Raw genomic sequence first — 18192 nt, forward strand, 5'->3', positions numbered from 1 at the left:
CACTCTACTCCCTTTTCAATTCATAATCTAAAATAAATAGCACACGATACATCGTCATATAGGCTAAATCTAATAGTTAATATTTATTTAAGTATAGCAAAAACGTTCAACGAAACCAAAATTGCAATAAAATTACAAATTTAGTAACGTAGAACGTTTCGTTCATACACCTTTTATAAAGTAAACTGCGCTAATACTTCACGCATTTTTGCATTTTGTTCTGGGAAACCGATCGTAATTCTTACGCCATTCGGAAATTCTCTTGTTATGCATCCCACATTGAGTAATGCTTCATATAATTCATGTGGTTTGTCCGTCTTAACAAAGACAAAATTAGTTTGGCTTGGGTAAAAGTGATCACTTTGTGATAATTCAAAGAATTTTTCTCTTTCCTCTGCATTACGTTCACGGATAGAAGCTAAGTATTCTTGATCTTCCAACGCAGCTAATGCAGCATATTCAGATAAACGTCCTACGTTAAATGGTGGACGTATGATATTATACTTTTCAATGGCTTCTTTTGCTGCAATTACATAACCAATACGCATGCCTGCTAAGCCATATGCTTTTGAAAATGTACGCAATAAAAATGCGTTTTCAAATTCTTGTTGTAAAGCTAAAGTATCTGGAAAATCTTTGGCTGTAGCGAATTCTACGTATGCTTCATCTACAATCACTGGAATATGACTTGGTACACGTTCCAAGAAATTGCGAAGCGCATCATGTGTAAAATATCTACCAGTCGGATTATTTGGATTACATAACCATACCAGTTTAGTATCATTATCTATTTCTGATAAGATGCCATCCAAATCAAATTCACCGTTTTGTAATGGAACTTGCACCACATTTGCAGATTCTACAATTGCGTTATGATAATATTGGCCAAATGTCATCTCGCTCGTCACAATTTTATCACCAGGCGTCAATACTGCTCTCGAAATCATTAAAATGACTTCATCTAAACCTGCACCAAATAAAATGCGTGCTGGGTCTATATTTAAATGTTTGCTAATTGCCTCTTTGATTAATGGAGAACCTGTTTCTGGATAATATTGCAATTCATCTAAATGTGCTTGAATTGCTTCTTTAACTTTTGGTGACGGACCATATAAATTCTCATTCGATGCTAATTTATGTAATTCGCCTTTAATACCATAATTTTCTTTTAATGCTCTAGGTGATAACCCAGGTTCATATGCTGATAATTGCTCTATTTGTTTCTTCATTGTTGTATCGGTCCTCCTTGAATTTACAGAAATTTCAAAACTTAATAACCATTATAAACCCAATGTTCAACGAAAATCAATGCATCCTTATCATCAAATTAAGTTTAAAATATGAGGCCAGTACATCATTAGATGTCTCAGCCTCATATTTTTGTATACTAATGTTTTATTAAATTGTGTTTTTCTAAATAATCTTTTGCCACTTGATATGGATCTTTATTCTTAACGGTTACATCATAATTCATCTGTTGCATATCTTCATCTGAAATTTTACCTTCTAATTTATTCAGTGGTTTTTTAATTTCTGGATGTTCTTTTAAGTATGATTCCTTAAACATAGGTGCCCCTTGATAAGGTGGGAAGACATGTTTATCATCTTCTAATACAACCATATCATATTCTTTAAGTTCAGCATCTGTTGAATAAGCATCAATCAAATTAATGTCTCCATTTTCAATTGCTTGATAACGTAATTTAGGCTCCATTGTTTTCACGTCACCTAAATCAAGGTCATATGCTTTTTTAACGGCAGGATAACCATCGCCACGATCATTAAATTCTAAAGTAAAGCCAGGTTTAATCTGATCACTTACTTTATTTAAATCACCAATCGTCTTAATATGATGTGCTTCTGCAAAGTCTCTTTTAACTGCTAAAGCATACGTATTGTTGTATTTCATTGGTTTCAGCATTGTCATATCAAATTTATCTTCCAGACTAGATTTTGCTTGTTGATAGACTTGCGCTTCTTTTTTAGATTTTAAATCCTCTTTTGTTAGTTCACCTAGTACCGTACCTGTAAACTCTAAATAGCCATCAATGTCATCCGATTTTAATGCATTAAATAAGAATGATGTTTTTCCCATACCGTCTTTAACTTCTACAGTATCCTCGGTATCTTGTTCAATTAAAATCTTATACATATTCGTAATCACGGATGGCTCAGAACCTAATTTACCTGCTAGAGTCACTTTGTCACCCTTTTGACCTAGCATAGGCGCAATAATCACTAATAATAAAATAATTACAATGACGCCAAGCGAAATAAGTAATTTTTTATATGACATGTTTTGCATATATCTTAAAACTAAATCAAATAGTATAGCTAATAATGCTGCTGGAATGGCACCAATTAGTATTAATGAAGTATCATTTCGGTCGATACCTAACAAGATAAGATCACCTAAACCACCAGCACCTATTAATGCTGCAAGTGTAGCAGTCCCAATAATTAAAACCATCGCTGTTCTAATACCAGCCATAATAACAGGCATAGCAATAGGTAATTCGACTTTCGAAAGACGTCGTCCAGGTTTCATACCTATCCCTTTTGCCGCTTCCACTAGTGATGGATCCACTTCGTTTATACCTGTATATGTATTTCTTAAAATAGGTAATAATGCATATACAACTAACGCAATCACCGCTGGTACTTTACCAATACCGAACAACGGGATCATAAGACCTAATAAAGCAAGAGAAGGTATTGTTTGTAACACTGCAGCAATATTCATAATAACTTCAGACAATTTACGTGTCTTTGTTAAGGCAATACCTAATGGTACACCTATTAAAGCCGCAATCAACAGAGCAATAAATGAAATTTGAATATGTTCAAATATCGTGGTTAATAATTCTCCCCTACGTTGAATGAGTGTATCTATGAAGGCATTCATTCATGATGACCTCCTTTACGTTCCGATAATATTTCAAAAATGTCCTGACGACTTAACACGTATTGCGTAGCATTTGTAATATCTTGAACGATAATTGCTTCATGACTTGCTAACGCTGAATAGATATCTTTCACGTATTTGTCACTATCGATAACAGGATAACCTGCTTTCACATCTTGCTCATGGATAGGAAGTCCATCAATGATTTCTGATAATTTTAAATCATTAACCGTACGTTGTAATTGATTTCCCATAAATTGTTTCACAAAGTCATTTTTAGGATGATTGATGAATCCTTCTGGCGTATCAATTTGTTCTACATGACCTTTATTTAACAAACAAATTCTATCTCCCAATTTCATTGCTTCTTGAATATCATGTGTCACAAAAATAATCGTTTTCTTGATTTGTTGTTGAAGTTCTAATAAATCATCTTGTAATTTCTCTCGACTAATGGGATCTAACGCACTAAATGGCTCATCCATTAAGATAACTGGTGGATCGGCTGCTAATGCTCGAACAACGCCTACACGTTGTTGTTGACCACCAGATAGCTCATCAGGTTTTCTATTTTTATATGTTTCTGGTTCTAAACCAACCATATCCATGAGTTCTTCAACACGCTGATTCGTTGTTTGTTCATTCCATTTTTTCATCTGTGGTACTTGCGCAATGTTTTCTTTAATTGTCATATGTGGAAATAAAGCAATTTGTTGCAACACATACCCAATATCCCATCTCATTTCATAAACAGGATAGTCACTTATCGGCTTATCATTAAAATAGATGTAACCTTCTGAAAGTGAGATTAATCTATTAATCATCTTTAAAGTTGTCGTCTTACCGCAACCAGATGGCCCAATCAATACAAAAAATTCCCCTTTTTGTATATTGAAACTGATATCATCTACGGCTGTTTTATCCCCATAACGTTTTACTACATTTTTAAATTCTATCACTTTTTCACCTTCACTTTAATATACTCAAATTACAATTATTTATTATAGTTTATTCCCTATTTATATATAATTTATGTATTATTCATCAAAAACTCAAAACAACATTAAACATACATCTTATAAAACTTTTTATAAAAATAGCGAAGTTAATTTTTAACAAAAACTAAATCTATGGCATACATGGTTGCATAGAAATATTAATTATTGTCAAATTAACTTCGCAGTTATGTTGTTCATGATAAGTACACATTTTCATTTATATTATTAAGTATATAGATATATTTTTGAAAATTAAAATGTTTAGCTCATTTAACTTTTAGCTTTGTATGTTTGGATTTTTTCTAAAAACATCGGACAGTAATGCTTTAATTTATAACTTCCTACACCATCAATCAAAATCATCTCTTGTTTAGATTCTGGTTTTCTTTTTGCAAATTCTTCTAATGTGAAATCTGAGAATATGCTGACTGGTGGAATACTTAACGACTCACTTAATTGCTTGCGTACGTTAATTAATTCATCAAACAATGCACGGTCTACACCTTCGACCGTATTGATATTTACTTTCTCTTTCGACTTACGTTTAAATGGTGTTGTATATACATCTACTTGGTTATTCAATAATTCTTTGACTGAATTATCACAAGTTAAAATTTCATCGTGTTCATTTAAAAATCCTTTAAATCTAAGTTCATCAATAAGGTGACTGAGATCAGATGTTGTATAATTTTTCATAATGCCATGTGTTGATAGCTGATGATAATCACAATAGCGAATATAATCTGACTCTTCGCCTCTCAACACCTGAATAATCACACTATAACTTTCTTGTTGTTTCATACGTGCAATACAACTGACAATCATCTTAGCTTCATCCGTCATATTGTACGTTTTATTTTCAACGACACAATTACTACATTGGCCACATTCTTCTAATTTTTCATTTGGCTCAAAATAATGAACAAGCGTCGCTTCCAGACATTTCTTAGTTTTAGTATAAAGTATCATTTTATTAAGCTTTTCACCCATTTTATCTTTGTAATCATCGTCTGCTTTTGATGATGAAATAAAATATTGGTGCAAGCCAATATCACGTTCACTAAATAGCAATATACAATCACTATTTAAACCATCACGTCCTGCACGTCCTGCTTCTTGATAATAAGATTCTAAATCACCTGGCATATTGTAATGGATCACAAAACGAACATTAGATTTGTCAATTCCCATACCAAATGCGTTGGTAGCTACTACAACACGGACACGGTCATAAACAAAATCGTTCTGTGCTGCCTCACGTTCTTTATTAGAAAGCCCAGCGTGGTATATGGTACTATCTACGCCGTTGTTTTCTAAAGCGTCATGTAATTCTTCTACTTGTTTACGCGTTGAACAATAAATAATACCCGCTGCATTTTTATGTTCTTTGACGTACTCCATCACAAATTTCTGACGTTGATAAGTCGGATTTACTTTAAAAACTAAATTACGTCGTTTTGTACTTGTTTTAACCTCATCATGCTTACCAATATTCAAACGTTCCATGATGTCTTTTTGAACTTCTATCGTGGCTGTCGCTGTAAGTGCTACAATCGTAAAATCTTGTGGTAATGCAAACACTTTATGAATAACATCTTGATAACTCGGTCTAAAATCATGACCCCATTTTGAAATACAATGTGCTTCGTCAAATGCAACTAAATGAATAAATAGTTGTTGTAATAATCTTATAAAATAAACATTATCAAAACGTTCCGGTGCAACATATAAAAATTGAATCTCACCTTTTCGAAGTTGGGTCTCAATTTCTTTTTGTTGCTTTTGCGTCAAACTACTATTTAAGTAAGCTGCATGTATACCCATGGCCTTTAATTGATCAACTTGGTCTTTCATCAAAGAAATTAATGGGCTGATGACAATCGTCGTTCCACCCAACATTAATCCTGGTACTTGATAACAAATTGATTTTCCCCCACCAGTTGGTAACACACCTAGCACATTTTGATGGTTCATGACTCTAGTTATGATTTCTTTTTGACCAGGACGATAAGTATCATAGCCAAAATAATGTGATAATGTTGACTCCATGTTATAAAATCCCTCATTGTTCTTTTAGTTCTTCAAGTTCGCTCCATCTTGAGATATCTGTTTCATACTGTTCATTTAATTGCTTTTGTTCTTCATTCAACGCTTTTATCTTAGCGTAATCTGAACTTGCTGCAACCATTTCTTCATCAATCTCTTCTAATCTCTGTTCAGTTGTATCAATACGTTCAATGATAGTTTCATATTCTTTTTGCTCTTTATATGATAAACCTTTTTTCTTTTTCTTCTCATTATTTGTTTTATTTTTTGATTGTTGTTTAGCCTGTTGTTCTATCTTTTGATCTTGCTCTTTTTTATATGCTTCATAATCCTCAAACGTACCGATGATGCGTTCCATTTTTCCGTCATGAATATACCAATATTCCTGAGCGACTTTATTTAAAAAGTATCGATCATGGCTGACAGTGATGACGGCACCACCAAATGTCTCAACATAATCTTCAAGAATTGTAAGTGTCTCTGTATCTAAATCATTTGTTGGTTCATCTAGTAGTAGCACATTCGGTTGATGGACTAATAATTTTAAAAGATATAACCTTTTTTGCTCGCCACCTGATAATTTATAGATTTTTTTACCATGTGTTGCACTTGGAAATAGAAATCTTTCAAGCAATTGCGTTATAGATACGGAAGTGCCATCTTTTTCTTTAGCAACTTCACTTTCTTCTCTTAAATAGTCAATCATCCTGATGTCGCGATCGAGACGCTCTTCTGTTTGTTTAAAATATGCGACCTTAACGGTTTGACCAATTTTAAGATTACCTTCATAACTTTGATCTTCACCGCTCAATATATTCAGTAATGTTGTCTTACCTGCGCCATTTGGCCCCACAATACCTATTTGTTGGCCACTTTGAATGATTTGTGTGATGTCTTCAAATAGCGTTTTATCATTTATCCGTTTGGTTAAATGCTCTAATTCAAACACTTGTTTTCCAAGTCTTGAATATGCCAAATTCAACGATGCTTTATCTTGATGTTGTTGCCCTTTCACATCTTGTTCCAAATCATTAAATCTGTTCTTTCTAGCTTGTTGTTTAGTAGAACGGGCTTTAACTCCAGCACGCATCCATGCGAGTTCTTTTTTATATAAGGATTGTTGCTTAGCTTGTTGTTTTTGTTCTATGACTTCATTTTCAGCACGTTTAGCAATATAAGCTTCATAATTACCTGTATATGTCGTGAGTTTACCGCGATCAAGTTCTATGATGCGTGACGATACTTCATTTAAAAAGTAACGATCATGCGTTACAAACAATACTGTATGCGGATATTGTTTTACATAATTGATTAACCAATTGATAGATTCAAAATCTAAATGGTTGGTAGGTTCATCTAAGAGTAGTAAATCAGGTTGTTCTATTAATGTTTTAGCTAAGCCAACCCTTTTTTGTTGACCACCAGAAAGTGCACTCACTTCTTTCGTCGTGTCATAAATACCTAATTTTGACAGAATCGTTTTAATTTCTGCACTATAATCCCACGCCTGATAATTATCCATCTCTTCTTGTGCATTCATCATTTTTTTGAAATCATCATCGCTTTGTGTTGCAGTATATTGATTTAAAGCTGATTCATATGCACGAATCACTTGTAGTGTTTTCGTTTCTGAAGTTAATACAGCTTCAAATACAGTCATATTACGATCAAATTCTTGCTTTTGCGAAGAATATCTAATGCGATAGGCGTTAGGATGCGAGACTTCAGCATTAAAGTCTTCATCTAATCCAGCTATCACTTTGAGTAGTGTACTTTTTCCTGTACCGTTTATACCTACAAGTCCTATTTTTTCACCTTCAGAAATAGACAATTGCAAATCATCAAAAATGATTTTATCGGCATATGATTTATGTAAATGTTCAATTTTGTATGCTTCCATTGTCCAACATCCTTTTAAATATCGAAAATTATAATTATTTCTGTTAAACTTAATTTCAGTTCTATATATTATACACCTTTTTGAACTCAAATGATACAAAGGAGCGAAGCTTATGTCGGAAAATTTCCAAAACTTACCTCCTTATATCCAAGCATTAATAGCAGGTATTATCACTTGGCTACTAACTGCATTAGGAGCAGCAGCGGTCTTTATTTTTAAAAGAGTAAACGACAAAATATTAAATTCTATGCAAGGGTTTGCTGCAGGTATAATGATTGCAGCAAGTTTTTGGTCTCTTTTACAACCGGCTATTGACTATGGCGAAGGTTCATCAGTACCATGGTTACCCGCTGCTATCGGTTTTCTATTGGGCGGTCTTTTCATTCGTGGATTAGATTTAGTCATCCCACATATACACCCTAACACCCAAGACACAAACCAATACCACGAAGGTGTAGGTACTAAAAAACTCAATAAAAACACGTTACTTGTTTTAGCTATTACACTCCATAACATTCCTGAAGGCCTATCAATCGGTGTCGCATTTGGCGGTATTGTATCTGGTAATGGACAAGCGACATTTTTAGGTGCACTTGGACTCGCAATTGGTATTGGTATTCAGAATATTCCTGAAGGTGCTGCCCTATCTATGCCGATACGTGCTGCAGGAGCCTCAAGATGGAAAGCTTTTAATTATGGACAAGCATCCGCAATCGTTGAACCTTTATTTGCAACGATTGGTGCAGCAGCCGTATTAATTATTACACCCATGCTACCATATGCGTTAGCATTTGCTGCAGGTGCAATGATATTCGTTGTGGTTGAAGAACTAATCCCTGATTCCCAAGCCAGTAATAACACTGATCTTGCAACGTTAAGTTTAATGGTTGGTTTCATAATCATGATGATACTTGATGTAGCTCTAGGATAAGAGATAAGGCATACGATCATACCCTATTCAAACTTTATAGGATTTCCAGTAAAAAACGTCAATTTCTATTTTTTATACATAGAAATTGACGTTTTTTTCTTTTATAAAATTTTTAGCACATTGTGACGCATTCCCCATACGTAATCAATGCGTGTACTTATCGATTAGGTTATAAAAATAAGCGCCCGAGACTTTGATGTCTCGAGCGCTTTAATGAAATTATTTTTTCTCTTGTCCTTTTGGACCTGTTTTATATTCATACTCTGATGGTTTAATCTTATCGAAATCTGGGTTGTCATAGAATCTCAATAAATCTCCGTTAAGCACGTCATCACTCATCTGTAAATCTTTTTCAGATTGTTGTTTACGTTTTTCGAAGTCTTTAGGTTTTTCTGTCATAGGTTCATTATTCTTATTATCATAAATTCTGCCATTAACATATTTATAGTCTTTGGTTACAAAGTCACCATTTCTAAATGGTACTGTGTCATTGTGATCTTTAGATAATAAATCTGTACCCATCATGAGATAATTTTTCGTGTCGATACCCATTAAGTGTAAGATCGTAGGCATTACGTCTGCTTGACCTGCATAAGTCTTATCAACGGTACCTTCTTTACCAGGAATCTTCAACCAGAAACCAGTTCGGTTTAAATCGTTGAATTTAGCTGGCGTAATATCTTCGCCTAATAATTTTTCCATCGCTTTGTTATGATTTTCAGAGATACCATAGTGGTCACCGTAAATCATAATAACTGAGTCGTCATATAGACCTTTTTTCTTCAATTCATTTACAAATTCTTCTAATGATTCATCTAAATATCTTGCTGTTTGTATATAACCATCTACCGTTGAGTCACCAGTGTTTGGTTTTTCAATTGATGCGTCTTCAGGAGACACTGTAAATGGATAATGGTTTGTTAACGTAATTAAATGATTGTAGAACGGTTGTTTTTCTTTAGCTAAATAGTCAGCAGATTCTTTAAAGAACTCTTTATCTTTAAGACCTAAGTTTTCAATATTATCTTCAGACATATCATAATATGTCGCATCATAGAATTTATCTATACCAAAGTGTTTGTATACTTGATCACGGTTCCAAAATGTTTTGTAGTCACCATGCATAACACTAGATGTATAACCTTGTTGTTGATCTAATATAGCAGGTAACGATTGGTAAGTATTATCACCTTTTAGAGAATACGCTGACCCTTGAGGTAAGCCGAATAAACTGTTATCCATTGTAAACTCTGAATCCGATGTTTTACCTTGACCAGTTTGATGATAGAAGTTTGGATAGTATCTATAGCCTTCATTACCTGTTGAAAGTTTGTTTAAGAAAGGCGTTACTTCTTCACCGTTCACTTTTTTATTAATTAGGAACGTTTGGAAACTTTCTAAGTGAATTTTAATAATATTTTTCTTCTTAGCTGCACCAAAATATTCTTTATTAGGCTCAGTTTGCTTTTGTTTTGTGTAATTCAATACTTTTGTTAAATCATCTTCGTTTGCCAATGCTTTTTGTTGATTATTTTGTATTGTTTTAACACCATCATAAACAGTGAAGTTATATGGTCCTAAGTACTTAACTAAATATTTATGGTCAAATGTACGCGTTAATAATTCTGGACGATCTGATTCAGCAAACGCTAAGTTCAAGAAGAATAATGCGATTGAAGCAGCCATCACGACTGGAACAAATTTCTTACTGAACACGCGCTTATCAAGCCATTTTTGTTTAAAGATTAAAACGAATAAGTAAATGATTGTATCAATAAAGTATACAAAATCATACCATTTGAATGATGCCGTCACTGCACCACCCATAGATTCAACATTCCCAACTTGATTCAATGTACTAAATGTTAAGAAATCAGAAAAGAATCTGAAGTATACAACATTTGCATATAGTAAGAACGTTAATATAAAGCCACCAATAAAGATGAACCAAAATGCTTTCTTACCTTTGAAAAATAAGAAAATACTTAGTACTAATGCGATTAAACTGTATGGATTCATTAATAAGATTAAGTTTTGAACTAATCCTTTAACACCTAAAGAAAAATCAACATAGTATGAAAAATACGTTTTTAAAGTGACAGTTAATACTGTTAAAATAAAAAACGCAAAAAGAGTCAATTTCTTTTTGTGCAATTTCATGTTTTTATCCCCCGATATAGATTAATAATGGCTGGAATACAATCCAAACCTTGTATAGAATGGCTAAGTTACTTTTTTCAATAAACTTGTTAGCGATGTTGATATCTCTAACTCAGTCTGCGTCCTTATTTGGTTTGTTGATGATACTTCTGGCTAATATTTATTAAAATCTTCAAATCAGATTATAATTTATTAATAATAAAGTCAGTGTATTACTTCATTTTTTAAATTTAATTTTTTAAATATCCATTAAGTTGGCATATTTAAACTATATTGATTTAATTAACGTCGTGTTTTACGAGTCATTTACAAACTTCAATCATTTGTAATGCATTCGTAACAAAACGCACACAGTTCAATTAATAAATATAAAGCAAATCCAGTTGAACATCAAGTAAAAACACACTTTTTTATGTATTTAAGGACTAAATAAATACTTTGTTAACGGCTTATTAAAACGATGTTAACTGGTTATTAATTATTAATATGCCATTTAATTATACGCTGCATATTATGTATATTAATCAGGCTTGAGTCGTATGTCATCATAATTTAATCTTCACTCCAGTGATAGATACTGATATAAATAAAAAAACTGCAATCCAACAAGATACACTTGTTGATTACAGCTGACTAAAGTTTAATTGTTCAATTTCAGTTCAACACTGTTATTTGAGCATTTCTAATTGCATACGATACTCAATACCATGAAATAGTTGATTCAACCAATTTGTGTATTTAATTAAATTTTTCTCCGCGCTTTCTACATCGATAAATTGGAACTTCAATTTAGTACCTTGATGCTTTTGTCCTAATTTAGTTAAATGATAGCTTGCAATTGTACCAATTTGGGGGTAACTACCCAGTGTATAATGATCGTTCAGTAAAATAATGGGTGTGCCATCTCTTTTAACTTGTATCGTGCCAATTTGTACTGATTGATGCGCAGGCATATCTTCATAGAAAGCTTTTACTGGTTTACCTTCTACATACATGCCGACCCTGTTCGCTTTACTCGTCACTTTATATTCACCAGATGTAAATCGACTTAATGCTTTTTGTTCAAAGTCTTCTGTGCCTTTATTTTTAATAACATGGAACACATCAGACATATAATTAAAGGACAATGCGTAGCCATCAATTCCCCAGTCAGTTTGATGTGTTTCTTCTAAATTCTCAAAAAGTTTATGATGACGCTCGGTATAATCACGTTTCATATTGATTTCGTCACCTTTTTTTAAACTTCGTCCATGGAAACCACCGATATTCGATTTAAAATCTGTTGATGTTGAACCTAACCATTCATCTAACTCGAAACCGCCACCTATTGCCAAATACACCCGAGATGTATGCTTCGTTTCAGTAAATGCTAGGACGTCACCTTTTTCCATTAAATATAATTTGTTTGGCAAGACTTTCATATGTGCTGTCTCAGCTTTAAAGCTGCCACCACTCATAGCAATTAATGTAGGCTCCGTAAAACGAAAGCTTGCCATTCTATTTGTCATTTCCAATGTAGCTTCATGTTTATCATTGGCTACTAATCTATTTGCTATTTCATGGGAAAGCGGATCTAAGGCACCACCTGGAATCACACCGTCATGTTCATAGCCTTTTCGTCCAAAATCTTGAAAACTAGAAAATAACCCTTCGCCTTCTATTATGATTGACATGGTTCAAAGCCTCCTAAATCCAGCGATTCCTCTGTCGTTGCTTGAAATACAACATTATCACCAAGCTTAAGTTTGGTGAAATCTTCTAATTCTGGATTAAATAATTTTACAGGTGTATAACCGATCACTAACCAGTCACCATAAGTATCTGTCGTCGTAATCCCCGTCTTTTTGCCTTCGATAATAACTGATCCTGCAGGTATGAAGGTTTTATTACCTCCAGTATGATTGACGAATAAACGTTTAGACATGCCAGTCAAATAAGGGAACCCTGGTGTATAGCCCATCATAGAAACAAAATATGTTGGTTGCGTATGTAATTTTACAAATTTTTCAAAGTCCAATTTATAATGTGCTAATAAAGCGTCTAAATCCGGACCATATTCTCCTCCATAAATAACTGGTATTTCTATTGAAGGTGCGGGCGCGTCTTCATGTTTAATCTCTAATTGTATAGTTTGCATCAATGCTTTCATATATAAGAATGGAGACTGTATATGGTGGTGCTTGATCATGTCACGTGCATCATAACAAATCATCATATCTGATTCCGTCGGCACAATTTCAGTAATAAATGGATATTGTTTATCTGCTAAATACTTTTTCAAAGCTAATAAATCTTCAGTTAAATCTTTAGAGACCTCTTTTTCTATAGAAACCACAATAGCTTGGTCCCCTTGACTATATATTTTCATAGGCTCACCTCATAATTTGTTACTATCGATAAAATACATCTAATGCTTGTGCCAGATAATGTACGATTGCTTTCATCAAAAAAAAGACAATAATAAACTGAATGATACATGATGTCGTAATGACCAACTTAGTTAAGTAAATGCTTTGTCGTTGTGTTAATAAATGTACTACCCATTTGGTAATGACAGAAATTATAATAATTACTAGTATCCAAGCTAGTATCATCATTTTGCTTCACTCACATTCTACTGTTATTTTGCCCTTATTTTATTTACTCAATTCATGATTAAACCACTTTATGATTTTATTTACTACACCATGTTTATACTTTTTATATTCTATAGATAAATTTCTACGTCGGCAACCTCTCTCAAACTATTTATCAGAAAAAGGGATACCTTGCCTTGCGCAACTTTTTCCTTTAATTCGTTTAAATAAAAGTTTTTTTCTAGCAATGCGCCATTGTCGATCATCTCTTGTCGCTTACAACCGAGTAAAAAATCCGCTTCATAAACAGGTGTAAAAAGTTGATTATTTTCTTTAATAGCTACATTCCCAATATCAAATTCTAATATTTTACCCTTTTCATCATAAAGTAGTATAAGGTCTGTCTCATGCATGTGCGCTAAGTGGTCTCTTTGCGTTGTTTTGTTGATTACTACTGATCTAGGTATATGATTTTGTAATTGTTGAAATTTTGCTGTAAATGCCTTTTTATCTGATAAATCTGCAACGACATGTTGCATTGTGCCATCTGGATTTAGAATAAGTTTCGTTCTAAAATGTCCTACTGGATGTTTTTCAATGATGGTATTGATCTCATTTTGCCATAAATCACCATCAAACTTGAATCCTAATCGTGCTGCTGACCGCTCCATTCGTGCTTTATGATAAGACAATCTTGGTAATTTACCTGCTTCCATACGCAAAGTTTCAAATAGCTGCATTATAATCTCTCCAGTATTTTTGTTTTATCTTTAAATTCTTGCACTTCATTTTCAGGTATAGAATCAATAGTAATCCCTGAACCCACTCCATAAATTGCTTCATCATTTAAGTATTGTATTGTGCGAATTGGCACATTGAAAATAGATTTACCCTCCGGCAATAATAAGCCTATTGTGCCACAATAAGCATGTCTCGGTGTCTGTTCTAAATCTTTAATATATTGCATCGTATTCAATTTAGGTGCACCGGTAATTGAACCACATGGGAATAAAGCAGTTAATACATCTATTAAATCTGTCTTGCTACTAAGTTCACTTGTTACCATTGAAGTCATTTGAAAAACGGTGCTATACGTTTCGATATGAAAAGGTTTATAGACCTTTACGGTTCCAGTCTTTGCAATTCGACTCATATCATTACGTAATAAATCTACAATCATCACGTTCTCCGCTCTATCTTTTGCTGATTGTGCCAGTGTCATTTGGTTAAGTTGGTCTTCTGCTTTCGTTTTACCTCGTGCGATTGTCCCTTTCATTGGTTTACTTAATAGTACATCTGCTTTGTTTTTAAAAGGTCCTCGTTGGAAAAATAATTCGGGTGACATAGAGGCAATTTGTATTTCTTCTGTGTCTATAAGTGCAGCATAAAAACCATGATTTTGTTGTAATAACGTATAATATAAATCTGCAATGGGTTGTCGTATTTGATCTGTTAAACGTGTTGTGTAGTTTACTTGATATGTATTGCCTTCAATAATCGCCGATTGAATCATTTTAATATGTTCTACCAGTTGAGACGATGGGTGTTTAAATTTAAAATTACATTTCTGTTGCGGTGGTTGTTTGTCATTTTGTTTTTCAGCATCCGTAGCTTGATCAAACGCATAAGCTGCTGCATATATATACGCATCTTCAATTTTCACTGTAGACATTTGAGAATTAAAATACGGTGCCGCTTCATAGGCTATATAAAGCGCAACATAATAACCTGCTTTTTGCTTAGCTTCTGCAAAAGAAATCACTTCCCCAACCGTTTCAATGTTCGGAGCTACTTTTTTATCTGTACACTGTGTGAGTAAATATTGATGCATTTCATGATTTTCTTCATCTAATGTATAACGATAATTAAAGTGTATTTGCATGATACGCCTCCACTATATTTATAAATGTTTGTATTTGTGTTAACCCATGTTCACTTAGGATTGATTCAGGATGATATTGAACGCCATATATAGGTAATACTTTATGTTCTAATCCCATAATAATATTGTCTTCATTGATTGCAGTAATTTCTAATGTATTCGGAAAAGTTTGTGCATGTGCTTTTAAAGAATGATAGCGCATAACTTTAAAAGTTTCCGGTAATTGATGAAATAGACCTTTGCCACTATGTCGAATTTGAGTAGTATGCCCATGAATCGGTTTATCACTTTTGATAATATCGCCACCAAAATAAGTCACAATTTGTTGGAAGCCAAGGCAAACACCTAGTATGGGCATTGCTTCAGAGAATGTTTTAATAACCTCATTTAATAATGGATAATCTCTGGGCGCACCTGGCCCCGGAGAAATAATAATTGCTTTAGGTGCTAGCTCATATATTTTATTTACTGTTAAATACGTAACGTCTATCACTTCGATTAAGCCACGATAACTTTGTTTTACATAGTCTACAATGTTATAAGTAAACGAATCTTTATTATCAATAATTAATATCATGTTGTCGCCTCTTTTTAAAAATGTTCAATAGTCTGTTATACTTATTATCACAAATATTAGCTTGATTTTACAGTTTAAATATATTATTCTGAATCACGTTATAAATGAATATAAAGAGGTTCCTAGCTGATACCCTCTATAAAAAACTAGACACATGTACAACGTCTGTCTTTTTTATAGAGATAGGCGTTTTTTTATGCGCTTATCTAAACCCTGTACCAGTTAGTTCGACTATTTTTAAGGAGTGCAAGACAAATGTCAGAACAAACATTAGACAATAACAAAGCCATCGTCGTATTTAGTGGTGGTCAAGATAGTACGACGTGCTTATTTTGGGCAAAAAAACATTTTGAGTCGGTAGAACTTGTCACATTCGCATATGGCCAAAGACATGACACCGAAATTGAAGTCGCAAAGCAAATTGCAGATGAACAAGGTGTGAAGCATCATCTACTTGATATGTCATTACTTTCACAACTTACACCCAATGCATTAACGCAACACGACTTAGACATCGAGGTTGGTGATGATGGTATTCCAAATACCTTTGTACCTGCAAGAAATTTATTATTCCTTTCATTTGCTGGTGCATTAGCTTACCAAACCAATGCCAAACATATTATTACCGGCGTTTGCGAAACTGACTTTTCAGGATATCCAGACTGTAGAGATAGCTTTGTTAAATCAATGAATGTCACATTATCACTTTCTATGGATAAAGACTTCGTCATTCATACACCATTAATGTGGTTAGATAAAAAAGCCACATGGGCTTTAAGCGATGATTTAGGCGTTTTAGATTATATCCGTTACAATACGTTAACTTGTTATAACGGCGTCATTGGAGATGGCTGTGGAGAATGTCCAGCTTGTCAATTAAGAGCAAATGGTTTAAATGCTTATCTAGCGGAAAAAGGAGTGGACTAATATGTTCCAACAAAATTATCCAAGCGTACAACATCCCTATAGCTTCGAACTAAATAAAGACTTTAATTTTTCTGCCGCACATTACATACCAAGTGAGGATGCAGGAAAATGCATGCGTACACATGGTCACACATACTTTGTAAATTTAACAATTGCTGGTGACACTTTAGATCACAATGGTTTCTTAGTGAATTTTAGTGAATTGAAACAATTGGTTCATGGCCAATTTGATCATTATTTACTTAATGATTTACCGCAATTTGAAGGCAAAAGCCCTTCTACCGAAATCGTTGCCCAAACTATTTATGAAATGGTTCAAACTTCGTTGAATCAACGTGACAACCAACCTAAATGTTTACAGGTCTATGTCAGAGAAACGCCTACCAGTTATGTTGTTTATCGACCAAAGGAGACAAAACATGAGTAAAATACCCGTTTTAGAAATATTTGGCCCAACTATTCAAGGTGAAGGACGCGTGATAGGTAGAAAGACCATGTTTGTGCGTACAGCAGGGTGTGATTATCGTTGTAGTTGGTGCGATTCAAGTTTCACTTGGGACGGTAGTGCTAAAGAAGATATTAGAATGATGTCAGCTGAAGAAATATATGACCAACTTTATCATATTGCTGGCGATTCATTTAATCATGTCACTATATCTGGTGGAAATCCTGCTTTAATTAAAGGCATTCAACAATTAGTAGATTTATTTGATGACAAAGGGATTCAAAGTGCTTTAGAAACACAAGGTAGCAAATTCCAACCATGGATGACTCAAATTGATGACTTAACTATTAGCCCCAAACCACCAAGTTCAAAAATGAAACCTAATCTCCCTATTCTAGATGAAGTCATCGAGCAATGTGTGCCGGAATCATTGAACTTGAAAGTTGTAATCTTTGATGACGAAGACTACCAATTCGCTAAGATGATTCATCATCGTTATCCTACTGTGCCTTTCTATTTACAGGTCGGAAATCCCTATTTAGATGGCGAGCATGTAGAAGCTCACACTGAAAAATTATTATCATTATATGAAACATTGGTAGACCGTGTGATGGTGAGTAGTGATATGAATAATGTATATGTATTACCTCAATTACACACACTGCTTTGGAGTAACAAAAAAGGTGTTTAAATTGAGTATTGAATGCGATCCGTTGTATAATGCTCTTTGTCTATATAACGAATCGCTTTTTTTGTGATGCAAATATTATATAGTGGATTATCACTGTAGACATCATTTCATTCATTTATATCAAGTTATTCTTATTCAAACTATATTGGATAAT

15 protein-coding genes are annotated in these 18192 nt (G+C 33.6%); 4 read left to right on the forward strand and 11 right to left on the reverse strand.

The window, feature by feature from the left end; translation table 11 throughout:
- Positions 1–173: 173 nt before the first annotated feature.
- The 5 genes from hisC to ACM6UH_RS11130 all read right to left on the reverse strand — a co-directional run bounded on the left by hisC (position 174) and on the right by ACM6UH_RS11130 (position 7849).
- Entirely contained in the window at positions 174–1229 is a 1056-nt protein-coding gene (hisC, locus tag ACM6UH_RS11110) for a histidinol-phosphate transaminase (RefSeq protein WP_011303654.1), read from the reverse strand.
- A gap of 158 nt (positions 1230–1387) precedes the next feature.
- Positions 1388–2905, reverse strand: a complete 1518-nt coding sequence (locus tag ACM6UH_RS11115; protein ID WP_002483939.1) for an ABC transporter permease/substrate-binding protein — start codon at positions 2903–2905, stop codon at positions 1388–1390.
- Positions 2902–3864, reverse strand: a complete 963-nt coding sequence (locus ACM6UH_RS11120; protein ID WP_048787328.1) for an ABC transporter ATP-binding protein — start codon at positions 3862–3864, stop codon at positions 2902–2904. Before ACM6UH_RS11120 ends, ACM6UH_RS11115 begins: the two co-directional genes overlap by 4 nt.
- Before the next feature lie 309 nt (positions 3865–4173).
- Complete coding sequence (gene recQ, locus ACM6UH_RS11125; protein WP_047502733.1) at positions 4174–5952, reverse strand: DNA helicase RecQ; 1779 nt, start codon at positions 5950–5952, stop codon at positions 4174–4176.
- Between the two features lie 13 nt (positions 5953–5965).
- The gene (locus tag ACM6UH_RS11130) at positions 5966–7849 is read right to left on the reverse strand and encodes an ABC-F family ATP-binding cassette domain-containing protein (protein WP_011303657.1); all 1884 of its coding nucleotides are present in this window, start codon (positions 7847–7849) and stop codon (positions 5966–5968) included.
- Positions 7850–7961: 112 nt separating this feature from the next.
- On the opposite strand from ACM6UH_RS11130, the gene ACM6UH_RS11135 reads away from it, so the two are divergent.
- On the forward strand, positions 7962–8780 hold the full coding sequence (locus ACM6UH_RS11135; protein WP_048787327.1) for a ZIP family metal transporter: 819 nt from the start codon (positions 7962–7964) through the stop codon (positions 8778–8780).
- A 219-nt stretch (positions 8781–8999) separates the two neighbouring features.
- On the opposite strand, the gene ltaS is transcribed toward ACM6UH_RS11135, so the two are convergent.
- The 6 genes from ltaS to ACM6UH_RS11165 all read right to left on the reverse strand — a co-directional run bounded on the left by ltaS (position 9000) and on the right by ACM6UH_RS11165 (position 15975).
- Positions 9000–10940: a polyglycerol-phosphate lipoteichoic acid synthase LtaS gene (gene ltaS / locus ACM6UH_RS11140; RefSeq protein ID WP_047502736.1), complete on the reverse strand. Its 1941-nt coding sequence runs from the start codon at positions 10938–10940 to the stop codon at positions 9000–9002.
- 668 nt (positions 10941–11608) lie between these two features.
- On the reverse strand, positions 11609–12613 hold the full coding sequence (locus ACM6UH_RS11145; protein WP_002483945.1) for a biotin-dependent carboxyltransferase family protein: 1005 nt from the start codon (positions 12611–12613) through the stop codon (positions 11609–11611).
- A complete protein-coding gene (gene pxpB, locus ACM6UH_RS11150) occupies positions 12601–13308 on the reverse strand; it encodes a 5-oxoprolinase subunit PxpB (RefSeq protein WP_011303660.1) in 708 nt (235 codons plus the stop codon). The genes ACM6UH_RS11145 and pxpB overlap by 13 nt, the downstream gene beginning before the upstream one ends.
- Positions 13309–13647: 339 nt before the next feature.
- Positions 13648–14256, reverse strand: a complete 609-nt coding sequence (locus ACM6UH_RS11155; RefSeq protein WP_011303662.1) for an aminotransferase class IV — start codon at positions 14254–14256, stop codon at positions 13648–13650.
- On the reverse strand, positions 14256–15398 hold the full coding sequence (gene pabB, locus ACM6UH_RS11160) for an aminodeoxychorismate synthase component I (RefSeq protein WP_011303663.1): 1143 nt from the start codon (positions 15396–15398) through the stop codon (positions 14256–14258). The genes ACM6UH_RS11155 and pabB overlap by 1 nt, the downstream gene beginning before the upstream one ends.
- Complete coding sequence (locus ACM6UH_RS11165; protein WP_011303664.1) at positions 15382–15975, reverse strand: anthranilate synthase component II; 594 nt, start codon at positions 15973–15975, stop codon at positions 15382–15384. Before ACM6UH_RS11165 ends, pabB begins: the two co-directional genes overlap by 17 nt.
- Positions 15976–16230: 255 nt before the next feature.
- Here ACM6UH_RS11165 and queC point away from each other — a divergent pair, with 255 nt between their 5' ends.
- From queC to queE, 3 genes are read left to right on the forward strand one after another with little or no spacing between them, the layout of a single operon-like run.
- Complete coding sequence (gene queC / locus ACM6UH_RS11170; protein WP_002483950.1) at positions 16231–16902, forward strand: 7-cyano-7-deazaguanine synthase QueC; 672 nt, start codon at positions 16231–16233, stop codon at positions 16900–16902.
- 1 nt (position 16903) lies between these two features.
- A complete protein-coding gene (queD, locus tag ACM6UH_RS11175) occupies positions 16904–17329 on the forward strand; it encodes a 6-carboxytetrahydropterin synthase QueD (protein WP_011303665.1) in 426 nt (141 codons plus the stop codon).
- Positions 17322–18038, forward strand: coding sequence for a 7-carboxy-7-deazaguanine synthase QueE (queE, locus tag ACM6UH_RS11180; RefSeq protein WP_002483952.1), 717 nt, complete (start codon positions 17322–17324; stop codon positions 18036–18038). Before queD ends, queE begins: the two co-directional genes overlap by 8 nt.
- The last annotated feature ends 154 nt before the right edge of the window (positions 18039–18192 follow it).

The sequence above is a fragment of the Staphylococcus sp. LKG4-2 genome (assembly GCF_050955665.1).
Lineage (GTDB): Bacteria > Bacillota > Bacilli > Staphylococcales > Staphylococcaceae > Staphylococcus > Staphylococcus saprophyticus.

Excerpts from the sequence above, each read along its gene's own strand:
- hisC (WP_011303654.1), bottom strand. The coding sequence starts at position 1,229 with ATGAAGAAACAAATAGAGCAATTATCAGCATATGAACCTGGGTTATCA.
- queD (WP_011303665.1), top strand. The coding sequence starts at position 16,904 with ATGTTCCAACAAAATTATCCAAGCGTACAACATCCCTATAGCTTCGAA.
- ACM6UH_RS11115 (WP_002483939.1), bottom strand. The coding sequence starts at position 2,905 with ATGAATGCCTTCATAGATACACTCATTCAACGTAGGGGAGAATTATTA.
- ACM6UH_RS11155 (WP_011303662.1), bottom strand. The coding sequence starts at position 14,256 with ATGCAGCTATTTGAAACTTTGCGTATGGAAGCAGGTAAATTACCAAGA.
- recQ (WP_047502733.1), bottom strand. The coding sequence starts at position 5,952 with ATGGAGTCAACATTATCACATTATTTTGGCTATGATACTTATCGTCCT.
- pabB (WP_011303663.1), bottom strand. The coding sequence starts at position 15,398 with ATGCAAATACACTTTAATTATCGTTATACATTAGATGAAGAAAATCAT.
- ACM6UH_RS11165 (WP_011303664.1), bottom strand. The coding sequence starts at position 15,975 with ATGATATTAATTATTGATAATAAAGATTCGTTTACTTATAACATTGTA.
- pxpB (WP_011303660.1), bottom strand. The coding sequence starts at position 13,308 with ATGAAAATATATAGTCAAGGGGACCAAGCTATTGTGGTTTCTATAGAA.
- ACM6UH_RS11130 (WP_011303657.1), bottom strand. The coding sequence starts at position 7,849 with ATGGAAGCATACAAAATTGAACATTTACATAAATCATATGCCGATAAA.
- ACM6UH_RS11145 (WP_002483945.1), bottom strand. The coding sequence starts at position 12,613 with ATGTCAATCATAATAGAAGGCGAAGGGTTATTTTCTAGTTTTCAAGAT.
- queC (WP_002483950.1), top strand. The coding sequence starts at position 16,231 with ATGTCAGAACAAACATTAGACAATAACAAAGCCATCGTCGTATTTAGT.
- queE (WP_002483952.1), top strand. The coding sequence starts at position 17,322 with ATGAGTAAAATACCCGTTTTAGAAATATTTGGCCCAACTATTCAAGGT.
- ACM6UH_RS11135 (WP_048787327.1), top strand. The coding sequence starts at position 7,962 with ATGTCGGAAAATTTCCAAAACTTACCTCCTTATATCCAAGCATTAATA.
- ltaS (WP_047502736.1), bottom strand. The coding sequence starts at position 10,940 with ATGAAATTGCACAAAAAGAAATTGACTCTTTTTGCGTTTTTTATTTTA.